We start from the raw sequence: 12,911 nt of genomic DNA on the forward strand, positions 1-12,911 counted from the left end.
AGTCACTACTTGAATCCTTCCTGCGCATACCTGCCTAGCTTCTTCAACAGCTGACTTGCAAGCTGCTTTTCTTCTTCCGTTAACCCCGCTACTGCGTTCTCGATTACTTCAGCGTGTTTCGGAAATACGTCCTCAATAAATTGTTTCCCTTTTTCCGTGATTTCAGCAAAAATTAATCTGCGATCTTCCGTCGAGGTATTGCGTATAACGAATTCCTTTTTGACTAGCTTATCGACCACATAGGTGATGTTCCCGCTACTCATTAATACCTTGCTACCTATTTGTTGGATCGCCTGCGCTCCTTTATGGTAAAGCAGTTCCAGTACACCAAACTCTGTGCGGTTCAGTCCATGCTTGCGAATATCTCGATCTCCGTGGGCGTTCACCCACTCACTCGCTCTAGAAAGGGCGATGTAAAGATCTAAAGAATGGTTTCTTGCTTCGCTCATGTCGCTTCACCTCGTTTCTTGTTTGCTTCGTTTATCTTGATTTAAAGATACTTTATTTAAAGATAAATGTCAACAGGCAACTTTGAAATTATTATTTATGGCAAAAAAAATGCAAAGAATGTCACACCTTGTCGCCTGTCCTCGTGGTATGATTAAACCTTTAAGATAGAAAGGTGGGTTCTATGCAATCATGAACACTTCACATGCCTTACAAGGGACAGCGACCGAGAAAGAACGGTTCCCTATTTCCCTTTTCTCCCTAACGGTTGGCGCCTTCGCGATCGGTATGACCGAATTCGTAATTATGGGGATTCTGCCCAATGTGGCGGATGACTTGAATGTTAGCATTTCGCAAGCGGGTCAATTGATCACGGGCTATGCACTTGGTGTGGCATTCGGTGCTCCGATTCTCGCTATGTTGACTCATAAGTTGCCGCAAAAACGCCTTCTTCTTGTGCTGATGCTCATCTTCATCTTAGGCAACGGCCTAGCTGCGCTAGCCCCGTCCTATGGGGTCGTGATGGTAGCGCGACTGATCACTGCTTTGGCTCACGGTACCTTCTTCGGTGTCGGCTCAGTGATCGCGGCGAATTTGGTTCGGCCTGAAAAAAGGGCCAGTGCTATTTCGGTGATGATGGCGGGTTTAACCATCGCGAATATTCTCGGCGTACCGCTCGGCACCTACATCGGTCAGCATCTCGGCTGGCGGGCATCCTTCGGCTCCGTTGTCATTATGGGGATCATCTCGTTCATCGGTATCCTCATCTTCATTCCAAAGATTACTCAGAAAACGAATAGCAGCCTTGTTAAGCAGGTCCGCGCTCTATTGCAGCCGCGATTGTTACTCGTTTTTCTGATCGGAGCATTAGGTTGTAGCAGTTTGTTCGCAGTCTTCACCTACATCGCGCCAATCCTTATCAGCATCACAGGGTTCAAAGAGAGCAGCGTGACCTGGATTCTCATCTTGTTCGGCTTTGGTGTAACACTAGGCAACATTGTCGGTGGCAAAATGGCTGACTGGAAGCTCATGCCGTCCTTGATCGGCAACTTTGCCGCGTTGTCGCTCATACTAGCTGTATTCGCGTATACGGATCAATTCCCGGTTGCTGCGATTATCACCATATTCATATGGGGGATTGCCGCTTTCGGGATTTTGCCTGGACTGCAGATTCGCATCATGAATCTGGCTAAAGAAGCGCCCGAGCTGGCGGCCACCTCAACGCATTCTGCGTTGAATCTCGGGAACGCTGGCGGCGCCTTTCTAGGCGGTTGGGCGATTACCCACACCGGCCTGTCGTCGTTGCCTTGGATCGGCGCGGGATTGACCGGGGCGGGGTTTGTTTTGATGCTCTGGAGCTATCTGCGGGATCGTAAGGTGAAGTAAATATAACGAACCAGCGGCAAGCTAGGACTTGATCAACCAGTCTTAGCTTGCCGCTGGTTTTTTATTTTAAACAACTAGATCTTGTTATCCCATTGGACGGGTTGATCCAGAATAATTCCATCTGTCTCCACCCATTGGGTGAGACTATTCTCCTTGGCTTGAATGACAATAAAATGCAGGCCTTGTGTCGCCGACGTATTCCTTAACGCTCTCACACCGTCAGGTGCAATGCGAATGGATGTGCCTTCGTGTACATCCACTTCGTTTCCGTCCACTTGGATTCGGCCTTGCCCCTGAAGAAAGATATAGAGTTCTTCATTCTGCTGGTGCTTATGATAAAAGGGGACTTCCCCCTTCGGGGGTACGTGATTAAGTGAAACTTCCATACTCGTTAGTTGTAGTGCGTCTTTTAGAAAGATTTTACCCTTCAACATGCCTTCCGTTACACTTGCAAAATCAGCAAATGCTCCTGCGTTGCTAACCGAGTAATTCAGTTGATTTGCACTCATCATCTTGCCCTCCTTTAGAACGCCGGCAGCGTTTTGCCTGTTTCGAGCAGACTCTTCAAATTGCTGAGAATAACAGGCCAGCCATTGTTAAATCCTTCAATTTTGCCTTCATCCTTACGGATATCCTGTTCTAACAGCTCTTCATGGCGAAGTGTTAGCTTGATCGTGCCGTTCAATGGTGTTAATTCATACGTCACGTTGGACATCCGATCGCCTTCCGCGTCCTTGACACTCCAAGTAATCGCGAGCAAGCGATACGGCTCATAGACAAGTACTTCACCGTAGTGTTCCGTCTTGTCTTTATTCATTAAGTGAAAGCTCGAACCAACTTGCCAATCCGAAATGATTTCACGGCCAAAAAAATACTGCTTCGTAAACTCACTACTCGTTAAAGCTGCCCACAGCTTCTCAGGTGTCGTTGCGATGTATGTTACATAAACGAAAGACTTCTTATTCATGATTCGAATCCTCCTCTAGAGCTTGTTTCAAATTGGTTAACGCCTCAATCCGGCGTTGATCAAACTTACCGATCCAGCGATGATAAATCTCCCCGATCGGTACCGGGTTCAGATAGTGAAGTTTCTCGCGGCCATGCCACATGACTGTAACCAAATTTGCCTCCTCCAGCAGCAAAAGGTGCTTGGTAACAGCTTGGCGACTCATCGTCATTTGCTGACAGAGCTCTGTTAAGGACAGTCCGTTACTCACGAACAAGATGTCTAGTAATTCTCTGCGTGTTCCGTCTGCAAGTGCTTTAAAAAGTTTGTCCATGCGCCTATTATATGCAACATTTTAGTTGCATGTCAACCAAAATTTGTAAAATAAGGTTTGCTTTATGCACATCATTGGTTAGAGAGTGGGCTTGAACAACGGCTTTGTTACGAGTTTCGACGTAAGGCCAAGGATTTAGCGAGTAAAGTAATAAGAACAGGCTTGTTGGTGGTGGGTTGTGTAGTGGTAGTGGATATGTAGTAGTGGCAGTCGTGGAGCCTGATGAATTAGCGTGTTACAGATCGTTGTCATGTTGGTGGGATAGCGTTCTATTGGTGGTTAGAGCTCTGTTGAGGGGTTAGCGTTCTATTCGCGGGTTAGAGCTCTGTTGGGGGCCCACGTGTTTTAAACAAATTAGCAGTTGAGCTGTTTCTTTCAGCCTTTTTTCCATTGTTTCTTAGTAATCACTACTCATACTCATACCTACTGCTTACTGCTAACTTCTTACTACTCACCCCTCGCCCGCCCACATGTTAACTGTAAAAAGTACATCTAATTTCGCCACTTTCCTCACTTTCGATAACTTAACTGTATTTCCTGTAGTTAATTTGGCCGTATTATGCCGTATAACCCAAAATCGGGGATTTTAACTGGAGGTTTTCCACCTAATCGTCCATCAGGGGCAAAATCCACGAAAATAGATGGAGTTTTTCCAGTTAATCCGACAAGCGCTCCTGTGACGGGGGGAGTGGTAGTGTGCCACTGCACACACACAAAAGGCGCTTCCTCATCAACCGAGGAAGCGCCTCTCTCTATCCTACAACTGCCGAAGAACCCTTCTGCAGTTGATACATTTTCGCGTAGCGCCCGCCTAGCGCCATGAGCGTATCGTGATTGCCCCGCTCGGCGATCTCGCCGCGGTGCAGTACAAGAATTTGATCCGCATCGCGGATCGTGGACAACCGATGCGCGATGACGAGTGTCGTCCGCCCTTCACTCACAACCTTCAGCGCGCGCTGGATGAGTCCTTCCGTCTCACTGTCGATGGAGGCTGTCGCCTCATCGAGGATCAGGATCGACGGATCGAACGCAAGCGCGCGTGCGAACGAGATCAATTGTCGCTGGCCAGAGGACAGCGTGCTGCCCCGCTCGACGACTTGCTCGTCGTAGCCGTTCGGCAGCTGCTCGATAAAGCCAGCTGCGCCTACATCCCGCAGCGCAGCTTTCACTCTGTCCAGCGAGATGTCCTGGTTGTACAGGCTGACGTTGAACTTGATGTCCCCTGCGAACAGGAACGGATCCTGCAACACGATCCCCATATGCTTACGCAGGGCTTGCTTGGACATGCCTCTGATGTCGCGGCCATCAATCGTGATCGAGCCCTCACCAGGCTCGTAGAAACCGAGCAGTAAGTTCAAGATGGAGCTTTTGCCTGAGCCGGTGTGCCCGACTAGGGCGATGGTCTCCCCTTTTCGCGCCTCGAACGAAATGCTCTTCAGAACATTTTCCCCTTCTTTATAAGCAAAGGTGACATTATCGAACTTCACAATGCCCTCAGGTCGCTCAACGTGGCCAACCTTTTCAACCTCTTGACCTTCCATGTCAAGAATCGTGAACACCTTTTCCGCCGATACAAAAGCCCGCTGCGCATTCGTCAATTGATCGAAAATCCCGATGATCGGCTGAAAAACCCGACCCAAATAATCAATAAACGCATAAAACACTCCGAACGAAATAGCGGTCTCCAGCGATTTTCCACCAAAATACCAAATGACCATCGCCGTCACTAAGCTGCCGATCGTCCCCACCACATTACGTGTGGAAAGTCCGTAAATTTGAAATTGCTTCCGCTGGTTCACATAGCGATCCATGTTCAGCACTTCGAACTCATCTAGCGTGACTTTCTCGCGGCGAAAAGCCTGAATAATCGGCATCACAACGATCGATTCATTGATCATCGCGTTCATATCGCTAAGTCTGGCGCGCATAATGGTGATGAAGATTTTCGAATATTTGAGATGAACATACATTATCACCACAAAAATCGGCGGCAGTACCAAGCAGAACAAAGCTAGATGCCAATCCAATAGGAAGAGTGCAACGTAAATCCCCACCAGTTGCAGCATGCTGACAACGAACGTAGCCATGAAGCTCATGAACAGATCGCGGACAGCTTCCGTATCATTGGCGATACGAGATACAACTTGGCCAATCGGCGTGTTATCGAAATAACGCAGGGAAATACGCTGAATGTGGCCCATCAGATCCATCCGCATGTTTTTAATAATTTGTAAGGCGGTAGACTGAAGAATATAGGCTTGTGAATAATTACATAGACCTGCTGTTAACAGTAAACCCATATACAAGCCCAGCAACTTGAGTACCGGAGCTATTTCTTTCGCACCTGTGGAGAGATAGGTATCAATAATCGTTTTCGTTATATAAGGCCCGCCCAGCTCGGCAGCTACTGAACAACAAAGAATGAGCAGCGCTCCGAGAATTCTGAACTTGTAGACGAGTGCGTAAGACATGAGTCGTCTGGCCGTAGTCGGTTTAGACAAAATAGTTGTCCTCCTTTCTCACTCTTCAAGACTGGCTTCCATCTGTTGACGATCCCACTGTTCCCGGTACCAGCCACCGAACTGCATAAGCTCCTCATGGGTGCCCTCTTCAATGACTCGGCCTTCATCCAGGACAAGAATCCAGTTCGCGTGGCTCACAGCAGACAGTCGGTGTGTGGAAATGAGAGTCGTACGCCCCGCTCGTTCCTTACGGATATGCTGGAGAATGCGACTTTCCGTACGTGCATCTACCGCGGAGAGCGAGTCATCCAGCAGCAAAATCTCCGAATCAATCAACAGCGCACGCGCAATCGCTAAACGCTGTTTCTGTCCGCCGGACAACATCACGCCGTTCTCACCAACAATGGTTGCTAAACCTTCTGGCATTTGGGCAATATCTTGAGTAAAAGAAGCCATCTCCACGGCGTGCGCAATCTCTTCCGGTGAAGCCGTATGTTTACCTAACGCGACATTGTCGCGAATGGATTTCGATAACAGCAGATGCTCCTGTGGCACGTAGGCAACCCAGCGTTTGATTTGATCTATGGTAATTTGCTCGATGGGTACACCCGAGATGCTCAACTTGCCTGGATCAATGGGATATTGACGCAGCAGTTGCTTAAGGAGCGTGCTTTTGCCGCTGCCGGTCCGGCCGACGATCCCAAGCGTCTGTCCTCGCTCCAACTCAAAGGAGACATGGACGAGGCTCGGATGATTCGCTGTCGGGTAGGTGAACGTTAAATCGTTCATCTCAATGCGTTCAGGCACAGCGACGTGGACAAGCTTCTCAGCGTCAACAATATCAGCTTGTTGCGTCAGTGCCTTATCGAGACGATCTGCCGAGGCGCTGCCCCGTTGCAGAACGTTAATAAACTCGCCAAAGGAAATCATCGGCCAGATGAGCATACCGAGGTAAATATTGAACGAAATCAGCTGTCCCAGCGTGATTTCGCCTTGGAACACGAGATACGACCCGTATCCGATACCGATCGAATAGCTGAGACCAACGATCAACGAAGTCAATGGTTGGAACAGCGCGTTGAGCATCGATACGCGGCGGTTTTTGTTCATCACATCCGATGTAACTTCATCGAAGGCTTTTAAATCGTGCGCTTCTTGCACATAAGAACGAATCACCCGGATACCGGAGATTGATTCCAGTGCATGATCATTCATCACACCGAAGGAGGCTTGAGCCGCAAGGAAGCGTACGCGTACCTTTTTGCCTAACAAATTAATCATGACAGCTAGAAAAGGCAGCGGTATTAACGCCGCTAGCATTAACTTGAAGGAGATCAGCGACACCATCGTGATGATGACAACGGAAGCCCCTACAATCGTAGAAACGAGCGTCATGACGCCGTACCCGGAGGTTTGACCAATGGCTAGAATATCATTCGTCGCCAGTGCCATCAGCTGTCCCGTCGTGTTGCGTTGGAAAAACGGAGGAGACATTTTGGACAAATGCGTTAACAATCGCCCTCGAAGCAACTTCTCCACCAAAGCGGAGTTCCCGAATAAGTTCGTGATCCACAAATAGGTCATGACATACAGAAGCAACGAAAGCCCAATCAGCAAGTAAACCGTATAATGAAGCCCGGAAGCTGTTAAATTTCCAGTACGAATATGGTCAATGATATTCCCGATCATTTTGGGCGGAATCGTCGCTAAGATATTCACACCGATTAAGAGGGAGACTGCTAGTACATAATACTTCCATCTCTCTTTGAAAAACCAGCGAAGCTTCATAACAAAAGACACCATTACCACCTCTTTACAATTTCTTGGCACACTCATTGATTCTATAGTTTCCACCCAATGAAGTCCACTCTGTATCTTATCTAAAATGAAACTTTCAGCTCGTCTGCAACCTTGTCACAGAACCATGCGTTAGAGAAAGCAGAACATTACCCATATTTTACATACAGGAAGGAAGTTACACACGATGAAACCTATGATGAAAAAAACGCTAACCATCCTCACCTTATCCAGCATGCTGACAACTGGAGCTGCTTATGCTGCTACCACAGAAGCTGTTATTCCAGATATGCACGCTAAGCAAATTCAGCCTGTTAAGACGATTTTCGAAGCCCCTGTCACCGTTCAAGTTAATGGTAATGCGATTAGTGAATCCGGATTTGAGAAAACGGGAATCACAGAGCCCATGCTCCCACTACGCGCTGTTGCTGAAAGCCTTGGCTTCACGCTCACATGGAATCCTACGACCTATGCGGTTGATCTGACGAAGGCGAATCTATTTACAACGGTGAAAATAGGCGAAGATCGCTACACGATAAATAAAATGCTGACACAACTCGGCACAGCACCTCAATTAGTGAACAGCATGATGTATGTGCCTGCTTCCTTCTTTGGCACGATTCTTCATGGGACCGTTTCTGCTAAAGGAAGCTCCGTCGGAATTACAATGAAAGAGGCGACCAAGAAAGTGCAATCGACCGGCGTCATTACCTCCATTCGTACAACAGGCGATAACGCACAAATTCAAATTCAAGACACGGGCACTGGCGGTATCGTTCTCAATGTGAGCCCGGAAACGACTTACCAAATGCTTGACGGCACGAAGCTGACACTTGCTGATCTTCACGTTGGTTTAACGATCACTGCAGAGCATTCCATGGCGATGACACTTAGCTTGCCGCCGCAAACGTCTGCATCCAACATCACTGTGCTTGATACAGCAGCTCATAAGGGTGCCTTAGGTACAACTGGCGTGATTGAAGCTGTACGCGAAGATGGCAGCCTTCTTGTCAAAGGCCAAGGACTTACTGAAGATGCCCCAGGTGAGGTTGTTCTTACAGTTAGTGCTGACACAGCCATAGTAGACGGTAAAGGTGAGGCCATTGACAAATCCGCGCTTGTTAAAGGCACGAACGTTATCGGATTCTACGGCCCTATGATGACCAAAAGCTTGCCGCCTATCAGCAACGCTTGGAAAATCGTTGTAGAAGCAGAGCAAGAATAACATATTTGCTTGATAGAACCTTCGTTGAACCTTCCCTAAAGGGGAAGGTTTCTTTGTTTTTGAAAGAGTCCTATCCGTGACGGATGTGCACTGTCCAAATGTTCTGTTTTTTGATACAATAACTGAAAATTCAATCGTATAAGGGGACTCATATGGAATACATTAGCACTCGCGGCAAAGTAGAACCTATCGGCTTCATCGATGCGATCCTGATGGGATTGGCCAATGACGGCGGTCTACTCGTACCGAAAAGCCTCCCGCAGCTATCCGCTGACACACTTCAAAGCTGGTCGAAGCTCTCCTATTCAGAGCTCGCTCTTGAAATTTTCTCACTTTTTGTGAACAACGAAATTCCTCGCGATGAGCTGAAGCAGCTTGTTGATGAAAGCTACGCAACGTTCCGTGATGAAGCAGTTACACCGGTTAAGCGCCTAAGCGATGACACATATGTGCTTGAATTGTTCCACGGGCCTACATTTGCTTTCAAGGATATTGCCCTGCAGTTCCTTGGCAATCTGTATTCGTATGTTTCACGCAAAACGAATTCCATCATCCACATCCTTGGAGCTACCTCCGGTGATACAGGCGCTTCGGCAATCGAGGGCGTTCGCGGTAAAGAGGGCATCCGTATTTGTATCCTGCATCCGCACCAGAAGGTGAGCAAGGTGCAAGAGCTTCAGATGACAACCGTCAATGACGAGAATGTATTGAATCTTTCCGTTGAAGGTACTTTCGATGATTGCCAACGCATTATCAAGGAGCTTTTCGCTGACGTTGAGTTCAAGCACCGCTACCATTTACGCGCGATTAACTCGATCAATATTGCCCGCATTTTGGCGCAAACCGTGTATTATTTCTACGCTTACTTCCAACTGCCACAAGAGGCGCAGGCTGCTAAGGTGAATTTCAGCGTGCCGACGGGGAACTTTGGCGATATTTTTGCTGGCTACCTAGCTCAGAAAATGGGACTTCCGATCAACAAGCTCATTCTTGCAACGAATGAAAACAATATTCTTGAGAAATTCGTACAAGAAGGCATATATCAACCAGGCGAGTTCCGCGGTACGTATAGCCCGTCCATGGACATTCAAGTGGCGAGCAACTTCGAGCGCTACTTGTTCTATCTGTACGGCGAGGACGCTGCGGCTGTTAACGCGATCATGGAGCAGTTCAAGGCCGAGGGCCGCGTCGTCATCCCAGCCGACAAGTTGAAGACCGTACAGGCTGATTTCGCTGCGTACGGCGTGAAGAACGACGAGTGTCTCGACACGATCAGCGACTACCACGCGAAGTACGAGTACTTGCTTGATCCGCATACCGCATGCGGTGTTGCTGCAGCCGATAAACTCGCCGTCGCTGGCGAGGTAACGGTATCCTTGTCCACTGCGCATCCGGCGAAGTTCGATGAGTCGATCCGCTTGCGCGGTATTGCGCAGACGTATCCAGAGCAAATCCAAGCGCTGTTCGACAAACCACAGTTCCAGAAGGTGGTTGGCGGTTCGAACGACGAGATCAAGAATGAACTCGTGAAGTTTTTCTAGTAAGGGTTTATAGGGGCTTCTGCCCCTTCTGTAGAAGCCTTCCTTCCACGTTGTGGAGGGAAGGCTTTTTGGCGTGTGGGGGATCCTTTTTTACTACTACTACTTCTATCTGTATCCCCGACCTTATTATTCAGCTACTACACCCTTATTATTGCTCCTCCATCACTTACTCCTGTTGCTACACCACCTGCATGACTTCCCCACAAACACCTCCCCTCCAAGCCCACAATTAGCACACCTCAGGGACTTAAGTAGATTGCAATTGGATTAACTGGAAAAACTACATCTATTCAAGCAAAAATGGGCAAGTTTATTCAATTAGATGGATTTTAGGTAGTTAAATTTCGGGTTTAAGGCGGTTTGGGACGGGATGTGCGAAAATAGCGGTAGGAAATCCAGTTATTCCTTTTCCAATGACGAATTGGGCAAATTTAGCTGTATGTTTCCCAGTTAAATCAGTCCTCAGACCGATCTTCGTCCTTCCCTATAGTCTGAAGACACTTGTACCCTGTCATGGTATTCTTAGAATAATGAATCCAACAATAGGAGTGAACAAATTGAATATGAATATGAATCGCAGCGCCTTTCTCGGCCCGATCTTGATTCTGCTAGGTGTTTTTTTGTTCTTAAAAGGGGATGTATCGTTTAGCTCAGGCACTATTTTTGAATATTTCTGGCCGACACTCTTCGTTATTCCCGTCGGAGTCTTCTTCCACTGGTTGTACTTCTTCATCACGCAACGACGGGGCGTAGGCGTACTTGTTCCGGGTGGTATTCTACTAACGGCAGGTATCGTGTGCCAAATCTCAGCGCTTTTTGATATTTGGCACCTCATGTGGCCAGGTTTCATGCTCGCTGTGGCTGTCGGCTTGTTCGAACTATATTGGTTCGGTGGCCGCAATAAGTACTTGCTTATTCCGATTAACATCCTATCCGTGATGTCGCTGCTGTTCTTCGCGATCTTCTCCATCGGTTCTATCTTCGGGACGCTCTTCCATAACAATTCAATCATCGCTATTGGGCTTATCGTTGTTGGCGGCCTCATGATGATCGTACGTAGTCGAAACTAATCACCAATGAGAAAGCCGTCCCGCAGGTTCACTGCAGGGACGGCTTTCGGTGTCATTGGGGCTTATATTTACCAATCGAGACGTTGTCATGCTCATGAACACTGAGAATATGCGAAAGCGATACGCTTCCTCCCTCGTTCGTTAACAAGCCGAACCGGGCATTCAACCCCGACCATCCTTCCAGCCCATCCACGCGATATTCCCCAGAGACATACGCCTTAGCAAGCTCTTTATTGGACCAGAACTCGATACGCTTGTTAGGTAACTCCCCCACTTGATCTGCCAGCAGTAAAAGAAACAATTTCTGAAAATCCGTATTTTCTGGCACATCCACATAACCATCCGCAAACACGATTGTCGTGTCTGAATGAGCCCCAAGGTTCTCTCCTATAACCTCAACCTTCAAGCTATATGTACCGTGAAGCAGCAAGGATACATAATGGGCATATGACATCTGGTTATCATCGTACGTCATTTTGCCTTCTGCACGATGAATTTCAACCGTGTTCGAAGGTGCGTTCCAAATCACTTTAGCACCGAGTGCCTCCGCAATTGCCCGAGTCGAAGTTATTGTTGTTCCATCTTTCGTTACTTCCACCTGTGTGTCGAGCACTTTGCCATTCACCTTAACTTGTCTGCCTTTCTGAATCGTGTCAGAAGCGTAGACAGCTGTCGCTGTGAATAAAGCCATGCTGCAGATTAGAGTCAACAACCATTTGTTCAAGTTCACCACTCCCTTCGAGTCACTTTGGAAAAGTTTTAGACAGCAGGTTGACAGTGTTGACCATTTGTACTCATTGTATGCCGCGATTGTCCACATCAGCATCAGATCAATTCTTTTTCCATATACCGATACAAGCAAAAAGCACCCCCGATATCCGCCAGAAGTGCTCGTTCCCTTTATGTACACGTTAATTCCCCGTACCTTCATACCGTTTCAGACCTTTTCTAAACATCCAGATGGATGCAGCTGTAAAAACCACTGTTACGATCGGTGTCAGCAACCCCATCGTCGCTCCCATCGGCTTATTAAACAAGTAGGATGCAGGATAAAAATTAATAAATGCATAAGGAATAATGATCGAGAAAAACAGTTGCACACCCGTAGCGTAGATCGTCAAAGGAAACTTCACGAACTCTGACAAGCTGCTCACCATCATGGGAAATGCGTTGCCTGGCGCGCCTGTCCAAAAGGATAAGCTATTCGAGGCCAAATTAATCGCCACACGAATCACTAGCGCACATAGAAAGAGCAGAATGAAGATCACTACGCGAAGAATGGACCAATCGATGGCAACATGTGATAGCGCTTGAAACAGCATGATACCGCCTAGCAGGGCATTCCCGAGCCCATTCATCCCAACAGCACCGCTCAAGATTTGCAAGGTAGGCGAAATGGGGCGAAGGAGAATAAGATCAAAGCCACCCGTGTTAATTAATCCGCTAATGCGCCACGTTCCCTCAAAGAAAAACTGTGAGATCCCCGTAGAGAAGTTCACCATCGCAAATACAAATATCACTTCCCAGTAGCTCCATCCATGCACCACAGGAATCCGCTGATATACGAGCCAAATAAACACTAATCCAAGCACCTGTGTGAGCATAGCGGCAACCACCAGAATTAAGAAATCCGCCTGATATTCCAGAATCGCTTTCAGCTGCTGGCTAAACAGACGCGCATATAAATACATAGTCCGACGCAT

General features: G+C 47.8%; 12 protein-coding genes. 4 read left to right on the forward strand and 8 right to left on the reverse strand.

Going from position 1 to position 12,911, the window contains the following annotated elements; genetic code table 11:
• Positions 1 to 5: 5 nt before the first annotated feature.
• Complete coding sequence (locus ASL11_RS28765; RefSeq protein ID WP_056622400.1) at positions 6 to 449, reverse strand: MarR family winged helix-turn-helix transcriptional regulator; 444 nt, start codon at positions 447 to 449, stop codon at positions 6 to 8.
• 190 nt (positions 450 to 639) lie between these two features.
• Here ASL11_RS28765 and ASL11_RS28770 point away from each other — a divergent pair, with 190 nt between their 5' ends.
• Positions 640 to 1,833, forward strand: a complete 1,194-nt coding sequence (locus ASL11_RS28770) for an MFS transporter (protein WP_056622402.1) — start codon at positions 640 to 642, stop codon at positions 1,831 to 1,833.
• Positions 1,834 to 1,907: 74 nt separating this feature from the next.
• Here the strand turns inward: ASL11_RS28770 and ASL11_RS28775 are convergent, their stop codons facing one another.
• The 5 genes from ASL11_RS28775 to ASL11_RS28795 form a co-directional block, all read right to left on the reverse strand.
• Positions 1,908 to 2,345 (reverse strand): cupin domain-containing protein, encoded by a 438-nt coding sequence (locus ASL11_RS28775; protein WP_056622404.1) that lies wholly within the window; start codon positions 2,343 to 2,345, stop codon positions 1,908 to 1,910.
• An 11-nt stretch (positions 2,346 to 2,356) separates the two neighbouring features.
• Entirely contained in the window at positions 2,357 to 2,800 is a 444-nt protein-coding gene (locus ASL11_RS28780; protein ID WP_056622407.1) for an SRPBCC family protein, read from the reverse strand.
• Positions 2,793 to 3,113 (reverse strand): ArsR/SmtB family transcription factor, encoded by a 321-nt coding sequence (locus ASL11_RS28785; RefSeq protein ID WP_056622409.1) that lies wholly within the window; start codon positions 3,111 to 3,113, stop codon positions 2,793 to 2,795. Before ASL11_RS28785 ends, ASL11_RS28780 begins: the two co-directional genes overlap by 8 nt.
• A 752-nt stretch (positions 3,114 to 3,865) precedes the next feature.
• Positions 3,866 to 5,584, reverse strand: a complete 1,719-nt coding sequence (locus ASL11_RS28790) for an ABC transporter ATP-binding protein (protein WP_056622813.1) — start codon at positions 5,582 to 5,584, stop codon at positions 3,866 to 3,868.
• Positions 5,585 to 5,632: 48 nt separating this feature from the next.
• Complete coding sequence (locus ASL11_RS28795; protein WP_056622412.1) at positions 5,633 to 7,378, reverse strand: ABC transporter ATP-binding protein; 1,746 nt, start codon at positions 7,376 to 7,378, stop codon at positions 5,633 to 5,635.
• A 181-nt stretch (positions 7,379 to 7,559) separates the two neighbouring features.
• On the opposite strand from ASL11_RS28795, the gene ASL11_RS28800 reads away from it, so the two are divergent.
• The 3 genes from ASL11_RS28800 to ASL11_RS28810 all read left to right on the forward strand — a co-directional run bounded on the left by ASL11_RS28800 (position 7,560) and on the right by ASL11_RS28810 (position 11,208).
• Positions 7,560 to 8,597 carry a copper amine oxidase N-terminal domain-containing protein gene (locus tag ASL11_RS28800; RefSeq protein WP_056622414.1) on the forward strand — a complete coding sequence of 346 codons (1,038 nt, stop codon included), beginning with the start codon at positions 7,560 to 7,562 and terminating at the stop codon, positions 8,595 to 8,597.
• Positions 8,598 to 8,749: 152 nt separating this feature from the next.
• The gene (thrC, locus tag ASL11_RS28805) at positions 8,750 to 10,138 is read left to right on the forward strand and encodes a threonine synthase (protein WP_056622416.1); all 1,389 of its coding nucleotides are present in this window, start codon (positions 8,750 to 8,752) and stop codon (positions 10,136 to 10,138) included.
• 563 nt (positions 10,139 to 10,701) lie between these two features.
• Positions 10,702 to 11,208: a hypothetical protein gene (locus ASL11_RS28810; protein ID WP_235550614.1), complete on the forward strand. Its 507-nt coding sequence runs from the start codon at positions 10,702 to 10,704 to the stop codon at positions 11,206 to 11,208.
• A 52-nt stretch (positions 11,209 to 11,260) separates the two neighbouring features.
• On the opposite strand, the gene ASL11_RS28815 is transcribed toward ASL11_RS28810, so the two are convergent.
• Entirely contained in the window at positions 11,261 to 11,932 is a 672-nt protein-coding gene (locus tag ASL11_RS28815; protein ID WP_162261684.1) for a stalk domain-containing protein, read from the reverse strand.
• A 187-nt stretch (positions 11,933 to 12,119) separates the two neighbouring features.
• A complete protein-coding gene (locus ASL11_RS28820; protein ID WP_063795712.1) occupies positions 12,120 to 12,911 on the reverse strand; it encodes an ABC transporter permease in 792 nt (263 codons plus the stop codon).

The organism is Paenibacillus sp. Soil750, assembly GCF_001428045.1.
GTDB classification, from domain to species: Bacteria; Bacillota; Bacilli; order Paenibacillales; family NBRC-103111; genus Paenibacillus_E; species Paenibacillus_E allorhizoplanae.